The organism is Bacteroides celer (assembly GCF_002632415.2).
GTDB lineage: Bacteria > Bacteroidota > Bacteroidia > Bacteroidales > Bacteroidaceae > Bacteroides.
In genome coordinates, this window is the sequence record NZ_CP178209.1 from 294,468 (window position 1) to 318,071 (window position 23,604).

General features: G+C 42.1%; 13 protein-coding genes. 10 read left to right on the forward strand and 3 right to left on the reverse strand.

All coding sequences use genetic code 11. From position 1 onward, the window contains the following. Positions 1-22 precede the first annotated feature (22 nt). Complete coding sequence (locus CJF29_RS00925; protein WP_074556563.1) at positions 23-4,141, reverse strand: two-component regulator propeller domain-containing protein; 4,119 nt, start codon at positions 4,139-4,141, stop codon at positions 23-25. 190 nt (positions 4,142-4,331) lie between these two features. On the opposite strand from CJF29_RS00925, the gene CJF29_RS00930 reads away from it, so the two are divergent. From CJF29_RS00930 to rhuM, 6 genes are all read left to right on the forward strand, one after another. Next, positions 4,332-7,463 carry a SusC/RagA family TonB-linked outer membrane protein gene (locus tag CJF29_RS00930; RefSeq protein ID WP_074556562.1) on the forward strand — a complete coding sequence of 1,044 codons (3,132 nt, stop codon included), beginning with the start codon at positions 4,332-4,334 and terminating at the stop codon, positions 7,461-7,463. 15 nt (positions 7,464-7,478) lie between these two features. Beyond that, positions 7,479-9,329 (forward strand): RagB/SusD family nutrient uptake outer membrane protein, encoded by a 1,851-nt coding sequence (locus tag CJF29_RS00935; protein WP_099146864.1) that lies wholly within the window; start codon positions 7,479-7,481, stop codon positions 9,327-9,329. Positions 9,330-9,341: 12 nt separating this feature from the next. Next, on the forward strand, positions 9,342-10,016 hold the full coding sequence (locus CJF29_RS00940) for a DUF3823 domain-containing protein (RefSeq protein ID WP_074556561.1): 675 nt from the start codon (positions 9,342-9,344) through the stop codon (positions 10,014-10,016). Between the two features lie 78 nt (positions 10,017-10,094). Beyond that, the gene (locus CJF29_RS00945; RefSeq protein WP_074556560.1) at positions 10,095-11,093 is read left to right on the forward strand and encodes a family 43 glycosylhydrolase; all 999 of its coding nucleotides are present in this window, start codon (positions 10,095-10,097) and stop codon (positions 11,091-11,093) included. Positions 11,094-11,177: 84 nt separating this feature from the next. Further along, positions 11,178-12,770 carry a glycoside hydrolase family 30 protein gene (locus CJF29_RS00950; RefSeq protein ID WP_074556559.1) on the forward strand — a complete coding sequence of 531 codons (1,593 nt, stop codon included), beginning with the start codon at positions 11,178-11,180 and terminating at the stop codon, positions 12,768-12,770. 110 nt (positions 12,771-12,880) lie between these two features. Continuing rightward, positions 12,881-13,867 carry a RhuM family protein gene (gene rhuM, locus CJF29_RS00955; protein WP_074556558.1) on the forward strand — a complete coding sequence of 329 codons (987 nt, stop codon included), beginning with the start codon at positions 12,881-12,883 and terminating at the stop codon, positions 13,865-13,867. A 185-nt stretch (positions 13,868-14,052) separates the two neighbouring features. Here the strand turns inward: rhuM and CJF29_RS00960 are convergent, their stop codons facing one another. Beyond that, positions 14,053-14,706, reverse strand: a complete 654-nt coding sequence (locus CJF29_RS00960) for an HU family DNA-binding protein (RefSeq protein ID WP_074556557.1) — start codon at positions 14,704-14,706, stop codon at positions 14,053-14,055. A gap of 763 nt (positions 14,707-15,469) precedes the next feature. Here CJF29_RS00960 and CJF29_RS00965 point away from each other — a divergent pair. Next, on the forward strand, positions 15,470-15,814 hold the full coding sequence (locus CJF29_RS00965; protein ID WP_074556556.1) for a hypothetical protein: 345 nt from the start codon (positions 15,470-15,472) through the stop codon (positions 15,812-15,814). A 185-nt stretch (positions 15,815-15,999) separates the two neighbouring features. Here the strand turns inward: CJF29_RS00965 and CJF29_RS00970 are convergent, their stop codons facing one another. Continuing rightward, positions 16,000-18,357, reverse strand: coding sequence for a glycoside hydrolase family 3 protein (locus tag CJF29_RS00970; protein ID WP_099146861.1), 2,358 nt, complete (start codon positions 18,355-18,357; stop codon positions 16,000-16,002). 199 nt (positions 18,358-18,556) lie between these two features. Here CJF29_RS00970 and CJF29_RS00975 point away from each other — a divergent pair, with 199 nt between their 5' ends. From CJF29_RS00975 to CJF29_RS00985, 3 genes are all read left to right on the forward strand, one after another. Further along, positions 18,557-20,149 (forward strand): glycoside hydrolase family 43 protein, encoded by a 1,593-nt coding sequence (locus tag CJF29_RS00975; RefSeq protein ID WP_081352693.1) that lies wholly within the window; start codon positions 18,557-18,559, stop codon positions 20,147-20,149. A gap of 168 nt (positions 20,150-20,317) precedes the next feature. Next, positions 20,318-21,883: a glycoside hydrolase family 43 protein gene (locus CJF29_RS00980; RefSeq protein ID WP_099146866.1), complete on the forward strand. Its 1,566-nt coding sequence runs from the start codon at positions 20,318-20,320 to the stop codon at positions 21,881-21,883. Positions 21,884-22,070: 187 nt separating this feature from the next. Beyond that, positions 22,071-23,579, forward strand: a complete 1,509-nt coding sequence (locus tag CJF29_RS00985) for a cellulase family glycosylhydrolase (protein WP_074637444.1) — start codon at positions 22,071-22,073, stop codon at positions 23,577-23,579. Positions 23,580-23,604: the final 25 nt, after the last annotated feature.

A 23,604-nucleotide genomic window follows, 5' to 3' on the forward strand; every position in this document is an offset into this window, starting at 1 on the left:
ACTTCTGATACATCTCCCTTTCTCAAGATTGTTTAATTTGCTTCAGGTAATCTGAAGGAGAGAGCCCAAATTCTTCCTTAAAGCATTGACGGAAATATCCCGTACTGTTCATTCCTACTTTATAGGCTATTTCAGAGATATTGAACTTCCCTTCAAGCAGCAAACGTTCTGCATTCTCCATTTTCACTTTTCGGATATATTCGTTAGTCGAGAGTCCCGTAAGTGCTTTCATTTTTCGGTAAAGAGTGGAACCGCTCATGCACATTTTATCAGATAGATAGTTAATATCAATCTTCTCTGAAGAAAGGTTTTCCTCGATTAAAAGGGTAATTTTTTCAATAAACTCATTATCTAACTTGCTCAAAGCTTCGGCAATTACTATACGCTTCTCACTTAAATCTATTTGACTCCCCGGAGTAGATTGCGCCTGGAATTGGGCTACTAACTTTTTCCTTGAATCGAGCAGATTATTGATTCGGCTACGTAACAGAGAAGCACTGAAAGGTTTCGTCAGATAAGAATCGGCTCCTACTTCATATCCTTCTTCTTTATCTTGGAGAGAATCTTTGGCTGTCAGCAGAATAATAGGAATATGGCTGGTGCGCACATCATCTTTTAATTGCTTGCATAAAGTGATGCCGTCCATCACAGGCATCATAATGTCGCTGACTACAATATCGGGGATACGGCTAAGAGCCTGTTGCTTACCTTCTTCTCCGTTGTTGGCCGTGATTACCTCAAACGAGTCGGTGAAGGATTCAACTATATATTTCTGTATTTCTTCATTGTCTTCTACAATCAATAGGATTGGTTTACTGGTATCTAATGTCGCTTCTTGTGAATATTCCAGTTCCGTATTCTGGTTCATCTCTTCTTGAACCGGTTCCGTTGAGTCTGCGTGTAAGGCATTGGGGTAGATATTATCCGTCAGTAAACTGATATAGAACGTACTTCCTTCATTTTGGATGCTTTCTGCACGAATTTCCCCTTCATGTAAGGTGACGAGATTCTTCACCAAGGCCAGTCCGATACCTGTACCGGATGCCTGATGCTTGCTGCTTTCCTGATAATAGCGGTCGAAAATATGTGGCAGGGCCTCGGCGGAAATTCCGTACCCTGTATCACTGACTTTTATTTCCGTATAAGCTACCTCATTACGCATGGTCTGATGCAAACTTAGCGTTACACACCCTTGTTCCGTATATTTGATAGCGTTGGAAATCAGATTGTCCAAAACAATCGTGATGATTTCTTTATCGAAGAAAAGAAACATTTCTTCTTTTTCTATCTGAATCCGGAAATCTATTTTGGTATTTTGATTTAATTCTTTGTATTTAAGCCCTATTTCATAAATCAGAGGGGCAATGTTTCCTTTGCTGACACACAATTTCTTGTTTTGTGTCTCCGTCTTTCGGAATTCCAGTATCTGATTGATCAGATTGAGCAAACGTAGTGCGCTCTGATGGATAACTGATAGTTTCTGGGCTTGTTTTGCAGGAAGTGATGCTTCTTTTTGCATATCTTCGAGAGGACCGAGGATTAAGGTCAACGGTGTACGCAGCTCATGCGTGATATTGGTATAGAAACGCAAGCGTTCCTGATTTAACTCCTGTTCCTGCTCATGGTTTTTCTTTTCCAACGTATAGAGACTCTCCAGATCTAACTTCTTTTTGTAAGCATGCAAGATAAGATAAGTGATGCTGATAGATACCAAGATGTAGATAAGTTTTGCCCACCACGTCAACCAGAGAGGAGGATTGATACGAATGGTCAGGGAAGTGGCTTCTTCCGGCCATTTTTGATTATGAATTCGTGCTTTGATAAGGAACTCATATTTTCCCGGAGGAATGTTTCGGAAAGTGACACTATTATTTTCGTTGACGGTATACCAGGAATTTTCGAGTCCTTTCAGCATATACACATATTCTACCTGATTGACAAGTGAGTAGTTTTGTACATTGAATGTCAATCCGAAGCTATTTTGTGCATGACTCAACTCAACGTTTTGTCCTTTGGAGAGATTGATAATCATGTCATTGTTTTCCAGATTACTCAACCGTCCCAGTATTTTCATCTCTGTGACAACTGCTGCCGGGGCCGGTTGTTCATTCATAGTAATGTCTGGATTGAAACAACATACTCCATTGATAGAACCGAAATAAATCTGTCCATTCTTGCTTTGTGTGACACAACTGCTTGAAAAACTTCCTGCCGGAACATCGTCAGAGTGGTCATAGTTATAAAAACAGCCTTTATTCGTGACATAACAACTGATACCTTTATTATTGCTAAACCAGATATTCCCTTTTTTATCTTCTGTTATGGCACAAATATTCGTATTGATCAGCCCGTCTTTCCGTTGGTAAGTTTTGTAATTCAGCTCATCAGTCGACAGGAAACAAACTAATCCTTCCCCCGTTCCTATCCACATTCTTTTTTGTTTATCCTGTATGATCTGATTGATGGTGTTAGAACAAAAGCCATCTCTTTGAGTGAACGTCTTGATTTTCTGTAAGTTCGGGGTGTATATACCAAGTCCGTCTCCGAAAGTTCCAATCCAAAAACGTCCTTTCTCATCTTGAGCTATAGAACGTATAAAATCACTGTGCAGTTCGCTATTATCTGTATTGTAATGTTGGATAATTTTCATGGTGAGAGGATTTAATACAACAATTCCTCCACTATATCCAACCCAAATGTTATGTTGGGCATCTTCATAGATCGTACGGACGTCTAGATTAGATTGTCCCATGAGGGAGATGGAACGGAATCTTTTATTCCGGCTATCATAATAGCTGATTCCTCCTTGGTAGGAACCGAACCATAAATTCCCTTTTGAATCCTGTAAAGAAGCTAATATAAAATTTGAAGGAATATCTCCACTCTCTTTCTTATAAATGGCAATCCGTTTCTCTCCTTCAAATACATTAATACCTCCTCCGTCTGTTCCGATCCAAATCCGTCCTTGTCTGTCCATACAAAGACTGCTGGCTACTTTGTTGTTCAGGCTGTTTTCATTGTTTGGAATCGGGGAATAGCTTAATGTGGTGAACAAAGGAGGTTTGCTACTAATAAAGTTGATGCCTCCTCCCCATGTTCCTATCCAGATATTGTCGAAAGAATCCTGAAATATACATCGAGCGCTTGCATTAGAGAGGCTTCGACTATCATCACCCTCCTGTATGTATTCAATAGAAAGCTCCTCTGGTGAGAGAAACATACCTTGCTTCAGGTTTAATATGGCAATGCCATTGAGTTCTGAAGCAATCCAAAGTCTATTATCTTTTAATTGCCGGATGGATAATATGCGACTGCATAAAGTAGCATACTTGTCATTCTTGTTATTTCTGAATGTGATAAAGTTATCATTGGCAGCATTATATAGAGCCAATCCATTATTCGTTCCTAACCAGATGTTGCCGTTTGCATCTTTTATGATACAAAACACATCATTACCGGGCAAGCTTGTCGGATTTCCCGTTTCATTCTGGAAATTCTTTACACTTTTGTCTTTGAGAGAAAAAATACTGAATCCGCTTCCGACATGGCCGATATACAAATTGTTGTCTCCTCCGTCCAATACTGTCCATGTCTGATTGGAGGGTAGACTAGGCACCGTACTCCTATTATAATGTGTGAATTGCCCGTTATTAATATTTAGATATTCTATACCTCTATAATAGGTGCTGACCCATAAACCATCGTCGTTTTGGGTGGAAGGAGAGATGTCCGTTACGTCATTTGTAATCAGGCTGTGTGGATTTTCCGGGTTATGTTGGTAGGCAGTAAATGTTTGTTCGTCATAATTGTATGCATTTAGTCCGTCTCGCTGAGTGGCTATCCAAATGATGGGACGTTTGGAATCAGCATACACCCGGTTGAGTTCGTTGCCGGTGATTCCCTGATTGTTATGTGGCAAATCATTTTTATAATAAGTAATGAAGCGGGTACCGTCAAACTTATTAAGTCCTTCTTCTGTAGCAAACCATAAAAAGCCTTGTTTATCCTGTGTAATACTGACTACATAATTGTTGGATAATCCTTGTTCTATCCCCAGTTTTTTTACAGAATGAGACTGGGCTGTCAATTGAAGAATAGACAACAAGGATAAAAATAAAGTAGAAGCAATGTGTTTTTTCATAACTCGTGCTTATTTGTTTCAATTACCAGTTCAAAAATAAGAATAAATATTTTATTTAGAGTGTGTAAATCGTGCAATGAATGATTTGCATAGCTCTTCTGCATGATTTTTGCTTAATTGATTTATATCAATACTCTATATTTGCATCGGAAAAAACAACAAAAAATGTTTAATCTTTAAATTCTAATTTATGAGGTATGTAAGAATCTTATGCATGTGTGTCATACAGTTGCTTCTGTCAGCTGCAGCATTTGCACAAACACAAGTTACAGGACATGTGGCCGATGTGAGAGGAGATGATATCATTGGTGCCAATGTTACTGTCAAAGGAACTTCTAATGGAACCATTACTGATATCGATGGTAACTTCACCATTAATGTAGATGATAAAAATGCTACATTGGCAATTTCGTTCATCGGTTATAAGACTAAAGAGGTGAAGATAGATGGAAAGACACATCTTCAAATCGTTCTTGAAGAAGATACGGAAACTTTGGATGAAGTTGTGGTGGTGGGTTATGGTACACAAACCAAGAAAAGCCTGACCGGAGCCATCAGTGATGTTAAATCCGATGCATTGACGCGTTCTGTTTCTACGACTACTGCGGGAGCCTTATCCGGTAAGATAGCAGGTGTGTCTACGCGTGCTGTAGATGCCCGTCCGGGTAGAGGTATCAATCTTGAAATCCGTAATATGGGTAGCCCCCTGTTTGTAATCGACGGTATTCCTTATGGTGGAATGAATAGTCGTGACTGGTTGCAGGCATCGGATGTTTCCGGTAGCGATGTGTTTAATGCTCTGAATATCGAGGATATCGAGAGTATCACAGTCTTGAAGGATGCTTCTGCTGCTATTTACGGTTTGCGTGCATCAAATGGTGTAGTTTTGGTAACCACCAAGAAAGGTAAAAAGAATGATAAAGTAAGCATCAATGTCAATGGATACTATGGTTGGCAGAATCTGACCCGTTTCCCTGAATTGGCAAATGCAGGACAATATGTAAGAGGTTTGGCTGAAGCAGCACAGAATAGAGGTGAAGATCCAAGCAAATTATATAGTCCCGAGGAACTTGCTAAATGGGAAGCTGGTACCGAACCGGGATATAAGAGCTATGACTATTATGATATGGTAATGAGAAAAAATGTACCTCAATACCACATCAATGCGAATGTGACAGGTGGCTCTGAAAAGACCAACTATTATCTTTCTGTAGCTCATACCGGACAAGATGCGATGATGCCTGACTTTAAATATGAGCGTACCAATCTTCAGTTGAATATTGATACTAAGATAACAGACCGTTTTACAATAGGTGCACAGATTAGCGGTAAGTATGAAAAGAGTGAAGACGTAGGTTTGCCGGGTGGTGACGGTTATTATTCGGCTATATTGGCTATGTTCAAGATGCAGCCTATCGAAAGCCCTTATGCCAATGATAATCCGGAATATATCAATAATGTGCATGAGAATGGTTACAATCCGGCTGCGTTCAGTCGTGACATTGCCGGTTACAAGGATAATTTGACTCGTAATGCCAATATCAATGCTTATGCACAGTATGATTTCTCTTTCGGTTTGACTGCAAAAGCTACGTTCTCGTACAATTATACCAACAGCCGTTTCGACGGTTATCAATATGCTTATCAAATCTATACATACGATAAGGAGAAAGATACTTATAACGGGACACCTGCCGCAGGACGTTGGAGAAATCAAATAGATCGTAGTGTGCCTGCGCGTTATATGCAATTGCAACTGAATTATGCAAAACAGATTAAAAACCATAATATTTCGGCGGTTTTGGGTTATGAAGCCTCCGATTATGATTGGACTAAGAAAACTTATGGTACAGAACCTTCTACTGACTATCTGCCGTTATTGCAGTTTGATGAGCTCAACAGTTTCGCTGATGAATGGAGTTACGAAGCGCGTGCCGGATGGATTGGGCGTATCAATTACGACTTTGCCCACAAATATCTGATTGAATTATTGGCTCGTTATGACGGTTCTTATCTCTATGCAGCAAATAATCGTTGGGGATTCTTCCCGGGTGTATCTATAGGTTGGAGAATCTCGGAAGAGAAATTCTTTGAAAAGTTGAGACCTGTTGTAGATGATTTGAAGATTCGTGCTTCTATTGGTCAGACAGGTACAGAAAAGGATGTAAAACTGTTTGATTACTTGAGTGGTTATACGTGGAATAATGGTAATGCTGTATTGGATGGTGAACTGGTGACCGGATTGAACCAGAGAGGATTACCTATTACCAACTTATCCTGGACGAAGAATACAACATCGAATATCGGTTTTGACCTGACTATGTTCAATAATCGTTTGAAGGTAACCGCCGATGCTTTCCGCAAGGATATTACCGGTGTACCGGCTGCCCGTTATGATGTATTGCTTCCGAGTGAAGTGGGATATACATTGCCTAATGAGAACTTGAACAAACAAGCATATATCGGTGCGGAAGGTATGGTTACATGGACCGACCATATCGGTGATTTGAACTATACCGTAAGCGGTAACTTTACTTTCTCACGTTACAAGAGCATTGAGACTTATAAACCGCGTTTTAATAACTCTTGGGATGAATACCGCAATTCTGCGGAAGGCCGTTGGGGCGGTATCTATTGGGGATATCAGGTAATTGGCCAGTTCCAGTCGGAAGAAGAAATTCGTAATTATCCGGTAAATCTGGATGGAAATAATAACCGGACACTGCTTCCCGGTGACTTTATCTATAAAGATGTGAATGGCGACGGTATTATCAATGGTATGGACGAGCGTCCTATCGGTTATCCGGAAGGTTGGGCACCTATTATGTCGTTTGGTGGTAATATCGGTTTGGCATGGAAGGGGATTGACTTGAATATCGACCTTTCCGGTGGGGCTATGCAAGGATGGAGACAAAACTATGAATTGGCTAATGCATATCATGGAAATGGAAACTCACCGGTTTATTTATTGGAAGACCGTTGGCATCGTGCCGACTTGTACGATCCGGAAAGTGAATGGATGCCGGGACGTTATCCGGCCATCCGTAAAGGTGAATTCAGCTATAACAATAAGAATAGTGACTTCTGGTTGCACAATGTGCGTTATCTCCGTATCAAGAATCTGGAAGTGGGTTATAGCCTGCCGGTACAACTGTTGAGACCGATTCGTGCACAGAAAGTACGTATTTATGCTAATGTTTCTAACTTGTGTTCGTTTGACAATGTGGGTAAGTTTGGAGTCGATCCTGAAATCACTGCCGCAGCTGCAGTGGTATACCCGCAACAACGTACATTCCTTCTTGGATTTAATATTACATACTAAAAAATGAACGCTATCATGAAAAGCAAATCTATAAAAATAGTTCTGTTGGGAGCCGTCCTTACTTCCATGTTATCGGGTTGTGGCGACAGCTGGTTCGAAAGAGATCCCAAAAATATTCTTACCAATGAGTTGGTATGGAACGATCCGAACATGATTAAATCACAGCTAGCCAATTTATATAATCGTATTCCACAGTTGCACGGTGACTTCAATACCGGTGGTATGTGCGAAACGGATGATGCTATGTACTGTGGCACGCTGGATCAGAATTATCGTAATGAATTACGTTATGGCAACGACTACGGACGTTGGTGGGATTATGGATTGATACGTGACATCAATATGTCTATTGAGAATATCGACAAATATGGAATAGATATTTCAGCAGATGCCAAGCTACAGTTCAAAGCTGAATTTCGCTTTATCCGCGCTTACGTTTATTTTGAGCTTGTAAGACGTATGGGTGGTGTACCATTGATTACAACTACTTTGGAGTATGATTTCAGCGGAGATCCTTCTTACTTACGTAATCCGCGTGCCAAGGAGCACGAAATATATGACTTTGTATACAGTGAATGTGAAGCAATCAAGTCACAATTGGGCAATAAAGGCAGTCAAAGTCGTGCCAACTATTACACTGCATTGGCATTGGAAAGCCGTGCTATGCTGTATGCCGGTTCTATTGCCAAATATAATGCGCTGAAGACTCCTAATATTGTAACGTCTGGCGGAGAAGTAGGTATTCCGGCTGATATGGCAGACGATTATTATCGTAAATCGTTGACAGCTTCGCAGGAAATCATTAAAAACGGTGGATATGAACTTTATGAGAAGGAGTCAGATAAAGGAGTGAACTTCTATAAGATGTTTGTGGACAAGACGCTGAATAAGGAGGCTATTTGGGTGAAAGACTATAAGAATCCTTTGAAAGTGCATAGCTTCGGTTATGATAATGTAGTTCATCATTTAAGAGAAGATAACGATAATTCTTCTTGCATCGGTCCGTCTTTAGGATTGGTAGAAGCATTTGATTATTTGGATGGAACTTCGGGGACCTTACATTATAAGAATGGTAATGACTATGTAGTATATGATACTCCGAGCGATATTTTTGCCAATAAAGATGCACGTTTGTATGGTACGATCGTCTATCCGGGCTCAAAGTTCAGAAATCAGGATGTGGATATTCAGGCAGGAGTAGCAGTATGGAATGATAAGACCGGTTCCTACGACTTACTGACAGACTCGAAATTAGGAAGTGCTTATGACGATGATAAAACTTTTGTCGGCCAGGACGGTCCTCAGACTAATAGTCCTAACGTGAGCAATACCGGATTTTATATCCGTAAGTTTATCAGTGAGGCATCCGGTTACACTCTCCGTAACTACGCTGAAAACTGGTGGCCTTGGTTCCGTCTGGGTGAAATCTATTTGAATGCTGCCGAAGCTGCTTTTGAATTGAATGACGAGCCGACAGCTTTACCCTACATCAACCGCTTGCGTCAACGTGCCGGTTTCCCGGCCAACAGTCTGACAAGCCTGACAATAGAAAAGATTCAGAACGAACGTCGTGTGGAACTAGCTTTCGAAGATCACCGTTATTTTGATATGAAACGATGGAGAATAGCTGATATCACCTGGAACGGAAATACAGATAACGATAAAGCGATCGTTTACGGTTTATATCCTTATCGTATTGCTAAACCAAAACCGGGAACATCGGATCAGGACAAGTACATTTTTGTAAAGACAAAATCCGAACGTTTCAAGGTGGCAAGAACCTTCCAGCAGTCTAACTATTATTCATTCATTGCTGATGATGTAATTAATAACAATCCGACGATTGTGAAGAATCCATTCCAATAAAAATAAGAGATTATGAAAAAGATTATACCTTTCTTTATTATGATATGTTGTTTGTTGGCAGTAAGCAGTTGCAGCTACGACAACTTTGAGGAACCTAAGGCTACATTGACCGGAAGAGCAATTTATGACGGTGAAGCAGTAGGAGTTAGAAGCGGAAGTTCAGAGTTTGCTTTATTCCAGGACGGTTATGCTTTGCATGGCTCTATTCCGGTGTATGTTGCGCAGGACGGAAGCTATTCCGTGTCCCTTTTCAATGGTGATTATAAATTGGTGCGTATGGGTAATGCTCCTTGGGAAAGACCTTCTAATGACACAATTTATATTACAGTGAAAGGAAACACTGTGCAGGATATTCCTGTGACACCGTATTTCTCTGTTAGAAACGTATCTTTTGCCAGAAACGGCAACAAGGTTACCGCACGGTTTACTATTAATAAAGTGGTTGCTGATGCCAATATGGAGAATGTAGGTATCTATCTGGGTACAGGTGTTTTGACGGATGAGAAACAGAAAGAAGCAGAGTTGAAGTTGGGTAATACAGTCTCACTCGGTCAGGAAAACACTGCTGAAATTGAGATCCCGAATGGTTTGATAAACGAATCCTATCTTTATGCCCGTGTAGGAGTCAAATCAGACAAATCATCGGAATATTGTTACAGTCAATCTATTAAAGTAGCATTGAAATAAATAGTATCAAGAATGTAAATACCGGAGGGGGGAGTATCACAACCTGATATTTCCCCTTTTTATCCAACTAATGAAAATATGATAGTACCTATTAAACGAACTTTGATTACAATCGGCTTGATGTTGGCAGTGACGCTGCCCGCTTTCTCGTTGTCTGGTAATCCTGTGTTGCCAGGTTTCCATGCTGATCCTGAAATTTTATATTCCAACAAGACTAAGAAATACTATATCTATTCTACCACAGACGGACAGCCCGGATGGGGTGGTTGGTATTTTACCGTTTTTTCGTCTGTTGACTTAAAGGATTGGAGGGATGAAGGGATAATGCTGGATCTGAAATCAGACCAAGTACCTTGGGCGGATGGTAATGCGTGGGCGCCTTGTATTGAGGAGAAGTTGATAGGAGGAGAATATAAATACTTCTTTTACTACAGCGGTCATCCGAAAGCAGGAGGAGGAAAACAGATCGGAGTAGCTACGAGCGATTCTCCCACCGGGCCGTTTGTTGATTTGGGACGTCCCATCGTAACGGATTCACCCACCGGGAACGGTCAGCAAATAGATGTGGATGTGTTTACCGATCCGGTTTCGGGGAAGTCTTATCTGTATTGGGGAAATGGTTATATGGCAGGTGCGGAGCTGAATGAGGATATGGTTTCCATAAAGAAGGAAACAGTCACAGTGATGACTCCCGTAGGAGGTACTTTGCAGGATTATGCTTATCGTGAAGCGGCTTATGTATTCTACCGTAACGGGCTTTATTATTTTATGTGGTCGGTAGATGATACTGGTTCTCCCAATTATCATGTAGCTTATGGCACTTCAACATCACCTTTGGGACCGATTAAAGTGGCTGATAATCCAGTTGTGCTGATTCAAAACCCGGAAAAGGAAATATATGGTCCTGCTCATAATGCTGTTTTGCAAATTCCCGGCACTGATAAGTGGTATATTGTTTATCATCGCATCAATAAGAATTATCTGAAAAGTGATCCCGGTGTTCATCGTGAAGTATGTATAGATCGTATGGAATTTAATGAAGATGGGAGCATTAAGCAGGTAATACCTACTCTTTGATAATATCTTTCTTGATTTTGGTAGATGGTCAGGTTGTTTCAGGACGGAGTTGTATTGTATGATTTGAATAATGGAAGATTATAGATGAATAGGATTATAGGTAAAAAGAGAGTAGCGATTTTAGGTTTTCTGTTTGTATGTGTGGCGGGTGGATGTTCTCAATCTGTACCTGATGTAAGTTATCAGATAGAAACGGATAAGCCCTGTCAAACGATGGCATATTTCAGCGCTTCAGACGCTTGGAGTATGCAGTTTATCGGACTTTGGCCGGAAGAGAAACAAAACCAGGTAGCCGATTGGCTGTTCAGTACGGAGAATGATGCGAACGGACAGCCGAAAGGCATCGGCCTGTCCCTCTGGCGTTTCAATGTCGGAGCAGGTAGTGCGGAACAAGGGGAGGCTAGTCAGATCGCTTCTCCCTGGATGCGAGCCGAGTGTTTTCTGAATGCAGATGGAACGTACGACTGGAACAAGCAACAAGGACAACGCAACTTCCTAAAACTGGCAAAAGAACGGGGAGTCAATAAATTCCTGGCTTTCCTGAACTCGCCTCCCGTACATTATACACAGAACGGATTGGCAACCAATACCGGTCGTGGAGGTACGGCAAATCTGAAGCCGGATTGTTATGAAAAATACGTCCGTTTTCTGGCAGATGTAATACAGGGAGTAGAAAAACATGATGGCATCAAGTTCAACTACATTTGTCCTTTCAACGAACCGGACGGACACTGGAATTGGGTAGGACCGAAACAGGAAGGTTGTCCGGCAACCAACAAAGAAGTAGCTCATACTATCCGTTTGTTAAGCAAAGAATTTGTAAGCCGGAATATGGATACGCAGATTTTGGTGAATGAATCTTCCGATTATCGCTGTATGTTCCGCACTCACGAAACAGATTGGCAACGGGGTTATCAGATTCAAGCCTTTTTCTGTCCGGATAGTGTAGATACCTATTTAGGAGATACTCCGAATGTTCCCCGCCTGATGCTTGGACATAGCTATTGGACAACGACTCCGTTAAGTGAATTACGTAATATCCGCTGCCAGTTGCGGGATACCTTAGATAAACATCAAGTTGGCTTCTGGCAAACGGAGACTTGCATCATGGGTAATGATGAAGAAATTGGTGGTGGAAATGGTTTCGACCGTACAATGAAGACAGCGCTCTATGTGGCACGTATCATTCATCATGACATTGTGTATGCTAGAGCCGAAAGTTGGCAATGGTGGCGTGCCATTGGTGGTGACTACAAAGACGGACTGATTCGCGAGTACACTACTGACGATAACTTTTTGGATGGTAGAGTAGAAGATTCTAAATTGATGTGGGCTTTAGGAAATTATAGCCGTTTTATCCGTCCGGGAGCAGTCAGGCTATCCGTTTCGGCTTTCGATCAAACAAACGCTTTCATCCCTGATGGCGATACCGATCAGCAAGGATTGATGTGTTCTGCTTACAAAAACGTAGATGGAACGTATGTGATAGTCGTTATAAACTATGCCAATGAGGAAAAAGAGTTTTCTATTCATAAAGAAAAAGTAGGAAATACGCAATGGCAGATTTATCGTACTTCGGATAAAGAAGGGGAAAATTTGCTTCCGGTGAGGACAGTGAAAAGTGGAAAAACAGTTCAGATTCCGGCGCGTTCTATTGTAACGCTTCAGAGCAAATAATTAAAAACGGCTTTATATTTTTATTTCTTTTTGAAAGTTATACATTTGTGTGTCCGTCCATTGCTACGAAGGTAATGGACGGACACAATGCATAAATAAGGAGGCATTTTATGGACAATAGAGGAGAAATTGTCATTTATCAGACAAAGGATGGGAAAACTTCCATTGATGTGAAGTTGGAGAATGAGACGGTGTGGCTCAATCAAGCTCAAATGGCGGAATTGTTTCAAACGGATAGAACTTCCATAGTGAAGCATGTTAATAACATCTATAAGTCGGAAGAGTTGGAGAAAGACTCAACTTGTGCAAAAATTGCACAAGTTCAGATGGAAGGGAATCGGACTATCAAGCGTCACATTATTTATTATAATCTTGATATGATTATTTCTGTCGGTTATAGGGTCAATTCCATGCGTGGCACCCAATTCCGTATCTGGGCGAACAAAATCCTGAAAGACTACCTGATTAAGGGTTACGCCATTAATCAGCAGGTCAAAGCTGCTCAACTGGAAGACCTGAAGAGCACCGTACGCCTTCTTTCTAACGTCATCGAACACAAACAATTGACGCTGGATGAGGCCAATGGACTCTTGCGTGTGATTACCGATTACACTTACGGTCTGGATACACTGGATAAATACGATTACCAGCAATTGGAAGTAGACTCCACGACTCCTACTGAAGAATTTCGTGCCACCTATGAAGAAGCAATGGAAGCCATTCACCTTTTGCAGGAAAAGTTCGGAAGCAGTGATTTGTTTGGAAATGAAAAGGATCAGTCGTTCAAAAGCTCTATCAACACCATTTATCAGACATTCGGTGGAGAGGAACTTTATCCAAGCATTGAAGAAAAAGCCGCAATGCTTTTCTACCTTGTCGTAAAGAATCACTCGTTTAGTGACGGTAACAAGCGTATTGCCGCTTTCTTGTTTCTTTGGTTTCTGGAGAAGAACGGTATATTATATAAATCCGATGGTTCGAAGTTGATTGGAAATAATACGCTTGTGGCACTTACGTTGATGATTGCCGAAAGCCGGACGGAAGAAAAGGACGTGATGGTGAAGGTAGTAATCAATTTGATTAATAAGAATAATTGAATTTAGGTCTTATTAATGAGTGATATAGATAATGAGAGATACCTCGCTTCAAGGTGTCTCTCATTCTACCATAAAAATAGGTTATTTTTTTGGGGGGAATTTATTATCAGGAATACCATTTTGCTGACGTCAGCAAAATGATCGGTAGTGCCTTCTTGGGCACTTTTTTCATACTCTTTACTTTATTATTGTATAGTATTTGCTTCATCCTCTTTTATCTCCGCCTTGCCATAATATCCCGGCATCGGCATGTAAATCGGATTATAATAAGTATTGATATTCTTCAACTTCTTCTCCTCCTCTTTCAGCCGTTTGATTTGCCGTGCGGCAGTGGTAGGGGCAAAGCCGCACAATCCTTGAAAGTCGCGACGGGTTAATACAGGGTTGCTCTTGAAGTAGTTTGTCAGCAATTTGTCTATCTCGTCATTTGAAAGGACAGCCGAATGGGGTTTCAGTTTACTTCGCTCCACATGAACAACACTGACTGACCTTTTCAGTTTGGCATCCGCTTTAAAGCTGATGTTGGCTTTGAGTTTTATCTGATTCGCTTTTAGTTTGGGCGAAGTGATAGGCTCTTGACTATTCAGCTTTATCTGGAAATAACCGATGCCATCCAGATGGACGCTTTGTCCTTCCCGAAGACGATCCCCCATAAAATGACTTAGAGATTCGAGAACTGACTTTACATCCCCTTCAGTTAGAGAAGTGGCTATCTGGATTTCTTTTGCCAGATAGTCTGTGTCAATGTGTTGGAAGTTGACTACACGTGCGTGGTACGTTTCTTTGTCTTCCTCATCCTTGGGACGGGGAGTCTTGTACAATTCAAATTGTATTGCCATTATTAATTTGTTTTCGCCTTATACATTACTACGTATTTTAAATTTATCGTTGTAAGCCTATAAGGACATTGTTTTTTTGTTGCGAAGCTAATCGATCATCTTCGGACTTAGGGGGAGGGTGTTATATAGCTGTTGTTTGTTTGCTATCAAGCGGCTTTTATAAGTTATCCTGCCTTTATTCTTGGACTAAGGCATAGGGATAGTTATCTTCCGGTGCCTTTATCATTAGTTTCCCACGGCCGTGGAGAGATCTCGTCATGGCTGTGGTAGTATCTTTTCACGGCCGTGGTAGGAATTCGCCACGGCCATGAAGAATGAACTATATCGGTAGCAAAGATAAACTATATCAGGGAGAAAAGCAAAGTATTCCTACTTGTTGTAGGTATTTATATGCCTTGTTCTATTTGATAGATATAGGGCAAGGGAGAATTAAACTATTTTACTGTGATAACAGTGGCATTGTCTGAAAAATATAGTTATATTTGTAGCGTGTCTTCAGAGAGAAGATACGTTTACTTTTGAATTGGAGAAAGTGTTTTTATTATCTGCTCCGTAAATCTGGTAAATTTAACACCTGCAGATAATAAGTGACCGGTCTCCACGTCCATGTTGTATATATATTTGTTATATATCTCAACGGGCGTGGAGCTATTGCTTATTATTCAGGTGTAGGCTTACCAGAGCCGTCGGAGGATAGTACAGTAATAGTTTCCGCGCCTTTTTTATTGGCAAACGGGAACACATAATTAAAAAAATGATAGTTATGAGTGACCTTACTTGTTCCTGTTCCTGCCTGATGAAGCACGATTTAGAACGCTCCGTCGACAAGCTTAGTTTTATGAAAGAAAACTGGCCTAGCTTTGCAAATATTGAAAGCGTAGACCAATTGTCAAAGGCTGAATTGCAGTGTTCTCTCTGTTTATTGAATATAGTGATAGACGGGCTGTCTAAAGATGAATTCTCATGTCCGAATAAAGAACTTATCCATTTGGTCATCATGTATGTGTATATACAGGAAAGGTTCGATTTATGTGAAATCAAAGAACTGCATACTAAATTGGTGATGGCTCCTGTGAAGAAAAGAAAGAAATGGCTCTCTAAGTCATAGCTATTCAGGTTGTCTTTGCAAAAATGTGATGAAAGTAGTGTTTTTTTGCGGTGATAGGTGACAGATGTGGTGATAGGTTAAAAAACAACCTATCACCACCGGAAACCTCGATGAATAAGGTATTTGATTGCCGTCGGTGATAGGTGATAGAGAAAAGTGATTTTTTATATATGAGAAGAAGCTTATTAATGAAGAGTATTTTTATTCGGAGTATTCCATACTTTCGTCTGATCGCATACAATATCAATCCATTGGTCACCGCATTTGATCTTGAAATCTCCTTTTTCCAGTCTCCACTTACCGTCATATCCGACAAATGCCAAATCGCTTCCTTTTAGTTTCAACGTAACAGTCTTTGTTTCTCCCGGTTTCAAAGAGATCTTTTCAAAGTTCCGCAGACGGATATTGTCCGGTGTACTGCTTGCCACCAAGTCTTTAGAGAATAACAACACACTTTCTTTTCCGGCAACTTTGCCCGTATTGGTTACATCAATCGTGAATATCAGCTCATCATCGGCATTGAAAGCCGGTTTGTTTACTTTTAGGTTATTATATTTATAATGGGTATAGCTTAATCCGAAGCCGAACGGCCATTGAATATCCATCACCGAATCATAATTGTAGTTACCTCCCATTTGCCCCATATTTTCACAAGGCTTGTAGTCATAAGTCGCCAAAGCGTTGATTAGGCGGGGATAAGTAAATGGCATTTTTCCACTGAAGTTGGCATCACCGGCCAATAAGTTAGCAAGTGCATCGCCACCGTAATTGCTTGGCAGCATGATGTTGACGACAGCTTTTGCCAAAGGCTCTATGTCATTGATAATACGCGGACGTCCCTGGTTCAGAACCAAAACGATAGGTTTACCCGTAGCGGCCAGAGCTTTTACCAGATTGCGCTGATTTTCCGATAAGGTAAGATCCGTCAGGTTGCCGGGAGTTTCGCAATAAGAGTTTTCGCCAATGCAGGCGATGATAATATCTGCCTGTGCTGCCGCTGCTACCGGTTTTTCAATTTCCGGTTTGTTTTCTTCCCACCAGTTATCGTTTTTGTAAGGAGCATAGGTGACTCCCGGTTCGTAGATAATATTCTCTTTTCCGTATTTCTCACACAAAGCCTCGTAGATTGTATGATATGCCTGCGTGTAATCATCGGCAACGTGTCCCTGCCAGCTATACGACCATCCGCCATTCAGGCAACGCATGGAGTTTGCGTTCGGCCCGGTCAGCAGAATCTTTTTGCCTTTCGCTATCGGCAGGGTATGTGCGTCATTCTTCAATAACACTTCCGATTCTTCGGCAGCCTGGAGGGCAACGGCCGCAAATTCCTTAGAACCGAACTTGTCATACTTCTTAATGTCCCAATACGGATTGTCGAATAATCCCAGACGATATTTCAAACGCAACACACGGGCTACTGCATCGTCGATGCGTTCCATAGATATCTCTCCTTCTTCAACCAACTCTTTCAGATAATCGCAGAAACTCACTTCATAAGGAACCATTGACATGTCGATTCCGGCATTGATGGCAATCTTGATGGCTTCTTTCTTGGTGGCAGCAATATGATCCCGTGTGCAGAGATTGTTTATGTCCGCCCAGTCTGTTACAATCAGACCGTCCCAGTTCAAGTCTTCTTTCAGCCATTCGGTCAGTAATTCACGGTTGGCATGAAAAGGCAGGCCGTTGTTAACGCCAGAATTCACCATCACGCTCAATGCACCATGACGCACGGCAGCCAGGAAAGGAGCGAAGTGTTTTTCACGCATATCGCTGCGTGAGATGGAAGAAGGAGTACGGTCTTTCCCGGAAACGGGTACACCGTAACCCATATAGTGCTTCATACAGGCAGCTACATGGTATGCTCCGATGCGGTTCGGATCTTCTCCCTGAAATCCCTTTACGGCCGACACGCCCATTTCTGCATTTACATAACAATCTTCTCCATAGTTTTCCCACATACGTGCCCAGCGCGGGTCGCGACCTAAATCGACAACGGGGGCAAACGTCCAGGGGATACATCCTGCTTTGGTTTCATAGGCAGATATTTCGGCACTTTTCCTTGTCAGTTCCCGGTTGAAAGTGGCTCCCATGTTGATGCCTTGCGGAAACATCGTTCCGTCCAACGTATAGGTCGTTCCATGAATCTGGTCTACTCCATAGATGCACGGGATACCGATTTCTTTCATTGATTTCTCCTGTATCTGCTTGATGGCTTCCGCCCACTTCTCCTTTTTCTGTGCTACTCCCAGAGGGACATTCAGTAGTGAGCCTACCTTATATTTACCGATAACCGTGTCGAGCATCGCCTCGCTTAGACAGAATCCCTTCTCACGGCTGGTTTCAAGGTCAGACACCACATCAATGGTGATTTCACACATCTGACCGATCTTCTGTTCGAGGGTCATTCTCTGAAGCCATTGCCGGATGTTAGCTTCAATAGCCGGATCGGTTGGGATGGCGGGAGGGGTAGCCTGCGCGTGAGTTGTAAGGCAGGTACCGGCAAAGGCTGATATTAATACCATTTTCTTAATGCTTTTCATGAGTTGATATTTTTAAAGTGAGACTTAAAATCTACCACAAATGTAGAAAGATTTGCAGTCACTCGAAAGGGCGAAATGCAATTGAATACATATGATGCCCCAATAAGATACATTCTATTCTCTTGCTCGAAACATAACACACCTTGTTTTTGCCGGATTATGGTGAACTTTGCCATCAGTACAAACTTTAAAAATAAGAATGATGAAGAACAGTTGCAGACTTTTATTAATCTTAATCGGATTATGGATGGCTAATAATGTCTCTATCGCACAGGAGACATTCAGGAATCCTATTATTACAGGAATGAATCCCGATCCGAGTATTTGCAGGGTGGGAGATGATTTTTATTTGGTTACGTCTACCTTTGAGTATTTTCCCGGTTTGCCGGTTTACCATAGTAAAGACCTTGTTCATTGGAAACTGATCGGGCATGCCCTGTCCCGTCCGGAAAATAATCCGTTGATGGGATGCAGTGCCTCCACTGGCGGACAGTATGCTCCGACGTTGCGCTATCATGAGGGTACATTCTATGTGATTGGCACGAATTATGGCGGGAAAGGTTCGCAAGGAGTATTCTATGTGACGGCCAAGAATCCTGCGGGTCCCTGGTCTGATCCGGTATGGGTGGGGAACTGGTATGTAGACCCGTCTATTGAGTTTATTGACGGAAAGATGTACTTTTTGAGTCCGGATAATCAAGGCAGCTTCCTTTTGGGAGTGATGGACCCGGAAACCGGGAAGTTTGTCGAACCCTTGCGGAAAGTGGCTGCCGGTCTGGGAGGTTCTTCACCGGAGGGACCTCACTTCTATAAAATGGGTGAATTCTATTATATCATGTCTGCTGAAGGAGGAACGGGTTATGAGCACCGGGAAGTCATACAACGGAGCAAATCCCCTTGGGGACCTTATGAACCCAGTCCTGTGAATCCGGTTCTTTCGAATATGAATTGCCCCGGACATCCTTTTCAGGCAATAGGGCATGCGGATCTTGTCCAACTGAAAGACGGAAGCTGGTGGGCAGTTTGTCTGGGAATAAGGCCCGTGGATGGCAAGTTCCAGCATTTGGGACGTGAAACTTTCCTGGCACCTGTGACGTGGGATGCCGACGGTTGGCCTAAAGTGGGTAAAGATGGCGTCGTACAGGAAACATATCCCTTCCCTAACCTGCCGTCACATGTTTGGGCGAAACAACCGGTTCGTGATGATTTCGATGCGGAAACGCTGGGGTTGGACTGGACTTTTATCCGTAATCCTGCTCATTCGTTCTGGTCATTGACGGAGAAGCCGGGCTCGCTGCGTCTGAAAGGAACAGCAATCAACTTCACAATGAATGATTCTCCTTCTTTTATCGGCCGCCGGCAGGCTGCTTTCAATCTGACTGCATCTGCAAAAGTCAGCTTTATTCCGAAAGTGGAAAATGAAGAGGCGGGACTGGTAGTAAGAGCGGATGATAAGAATCATTATGATTTGCTGATAACAAAGAGGAATGGTCAGCGGACCGCCATGCTTCGTAAGACTTTGAAAGATAAGGTTGTTGATACAATCTATAAAGAACTTCCTGCCACCGGAGATGTAATTTTATCCATCACTGCTACCAAGACGGCATATACGTTTGAGGTGAAAGCCGGTCACGCTGTTGAAGTGTTAGGGATGGCTTCCACGCGTGATGTCTCTAATGAAGTGGTAGGTGGATTTACCGGTGTATTTATAGGTATGTATGCTTCCGGTAATGGGCAGGCAAATACAAATCCGGCCGACTTTGACTGGTTCGATTTTCGCTGCTTGGACTAAGCTGAAGAGGGTTGAAAACAAATCATACGCAAAAGGGAAACATTCTGTGCGTATGGGTAAAACATTTGGCAGACCGGGTGTGAACGAAATACCATGTCTCCTTGGGGAAAAACATCTACTTTTGTATCGTCGGCTGGCAAAAGATGTTTAACTCTTAAATTATATGATATGCGAAACGCTTTATTCCTTATTTTCATCTCGCTTTGTTCTGTATGCAAATCATCGGCTCAAGGTTACAGTAATCCTGTAATTCCCGGTTTCCATCCCGATCCGAGTGTTTGCAAGGCAGGGGATGATTATTATTTAGTCAACAGCAGCTTTCAATATTTCCCCGGAGTGCCTTTGTTTCATAGCAAAGACCTTGTGCATTGGGAGCAGATAGGAAACTGTCTGACTCGTCCGTCCCAGCTTGATCTGACTAATGCCAATTCGGGAAGCGGTATTTTTGCTCCTACCATTCGTTACAATGATGGAGTGTTTTACATGATTACGACTAACGTTTCCGGTAAGGGGAATTTCCTGGTACATACTACTGATCCCCGTAGTGAATGGTCGGAACCTGTCTGGCTCGAACAAGGAGGCATCGATCCTTCGCTTTATTTTGAAGATGGCAAATGTTTTATGGTCAGTAATCCGGATGGGTACATCAACCTGTGTGAGATTGACCCCATGACAGGCAAGCAGCTTTCTTCTTCCAAACGAATATGGAACGGTACCGGAGGCAGATATGCCGAAGGTCCACACATTTATAAGAAAGACGGCTGGTACTATCTGCTGATTTCAGAGGGCGGTACAGAATTGGGACATAAAGTAACCATTGCCCGCAGTCGTTACATAGACGGTCCTTATCAGGGAAATCCGGCAAATCCTATTCTGACCCATGCCAATGAGTCGGGACAATCCAGTCCGATTCAGGGAACAGGGCATGCTGACCTGGTGGAAGGCACCGATGGTTCTTGGTGGATGGTGTGCCTGGCATACAGAATTATGCCGGGAACTCATCATACATTGGGACGTGAAACGTATCTGGCTCCGGTGCGTTGGGATAAGGATGCCTGGCCTGTGGTCAATGCCAACGGAACTATTTCTTTGGAGATGGATGTAACCACTCTGCCTCAACAGGAAATGAAAGGCAGACCGGAACAGATAGACTTTAAAGAAGGAAAACTTTCTCCCGAATGGATTCATTTGCAAAATCCGGAAGCAAAGAATTATACTTTTACCAAAGATGGCAAACTTCGTTTGATAGCGACTCCTGTTACGCTAAGTGACTGGAAAAGTCCTACCTTTGTCGCCTTGCGACAGGAACACTTTGATATGGAAGCATCCGCTCCGGTAGTCTTGCAGAAAGCGGGAGTAAATGATGAAGCGGGACTTTCCGTTTTTATGGAATTTCATTCTCACTATGATTTATTTGTCCGTCAGGATAAGGATCAGAAACGTTCTGTTGGTTTGCGGTATAAACTGGGAGAGATTACCCATTATGCCCAAGAGGTTTCCTTACCAACCAGTGGTGAAGTGGAACTGGTGGTGAAGTCGGATATCAATTACTATTATTTCGGTTATAAAGTGAATGGAATATATCATGATTTGGGTAAGATGAATACTCGTTATCTAAGCACTGAAACAGCAGGTGGATTTACCGGAGTCGTCTTGGGACTTTATGCTGTATCAGCTTCTAAAGAATCAAAGATGTACGCTGATTTTGAGTGCTTTAAGTATAAAGGGGAATAGGAAGAAAACAAATGAATCCCCTTTATAAAACAAATCCACCCCATCGTTTCCAAAACGCTCCCTATATGAATAACATTACAGAAGCGAAGTTACGTGTCGAATACCTAATTTTGTGGTGTGGAAAACAAATATGTTTTGATAAGACGAAGTTAACGGTTTTAAATTTAATCTAATAGTATAGAAGAATATGGAAAAACAGTCATTTAGTGATGGATTATTTGGTCCATTGGGTATTAAACGAGTCATATTTATGCTGGTGTTGCTGACTACCTCTTTTATATCATGTAGCAATAGCGATGAAAAAGGAGGAAGTCTGGAAGTGGCACAGGAATATCGCAATCTGGAATTTGATGCTCGCGGAAGCAGGCAGACTATTCAGATCAACGGTCCGTCCGAATGGCATATCAGCACTTCGGAAAGCTGGTGTAAAAGTTCCCACGCAATCGGGGAAGGGAAACAATATGTAAATATCACAGTAGAGGCGAATGATACGCAGAAAGACAGGACAGCTACCGTCACTGTTTCGGCAAGTGGTACTCCTGATATTATTATCAATGTCAAACAGTCTATGTATAGCGTGCCTCCATACGATGAATATATTGATCCTGATAATACAGGAATGCGTGATTTGACTTCTATGCAACTGTCGGCATTGATGAAAGCCGGAGTAAATATAGGTAATACATTTGAAGCGGTGATTGTAGGGGAAGACGGAAGTCTTTCCGGTGATGAGACGTGTTGGGGAAATCCTACGCCGAATAAGGCTCTTTTCGAGGGAATCAAGGCAGCAGGCTTTGATGTTGTACGTATGCCTGTTGCTTATTCTCATCAGTTTGAAGATGCATCAACGTATAAGATTAAGAGTGCATGGATGGATAAAGTAGAGACTGCGGTGAAAGCTGCGCTTGATGCTGGTCTTTATGTTATTATAAATATTCATTGGGAAGGTGGTTGGCTGAATCATCCGGTGGATGCCAATAAAGAGGCTTTGGATGAAAGACTGGAAGCGATGTGGAAACAGATTGCCTTAAAATTCAGGGATTATGACGACCGTTTGCTTTTTGCCGGAACCAATGAGGTCAATAATGATGATGCTGACGGTGCACAACCTACAGAGGAGAATTACAGAGTGCAGAATGGTTTCAATCAGGTATTCGTCAATACGGTTAGAGCTACCGGAGGACGTAACCACTACCGCCATCTGATTGTGCAGGCATACAATACGGATGTAGCGAAAGCAGTGGCGCATTTCACAATGCCACTCGATATTGTTCAAAACCGTATTTTCCTGGAATGTCATTACTACGATCCTTATGATTTCACGATCATGCCTAATGATGAAGATTTCAAGAGTCAATGGGGAGCTGCGTTTGCAGGTGGAGATGTGTCTTCTACCGGACAGGAAGCAGATATAGAAGCTACATTAGGTTCGCTGAATGTATTTATTAATGATAATGTGCCTGTAATCATCGGTGAATATGGACCGACGTTAAGAGATCAGTTGACCGGAGAGGCATTGGAAAACCATTTGAAATCACGTAATGACTATATCGAATATGTAGTAAAGACCTGCGTGAAAAATAAACTCGTTCCCTTGTACTGGGATGCCGGCTATACCGAAAAGCTGTTCGACCGCACTACCGGACAACCGCATAATGCAGCGTCTATAGCAGCTATTATGGAAGGATTAAATTGAATATTAACCATTTAAATAAGGTACA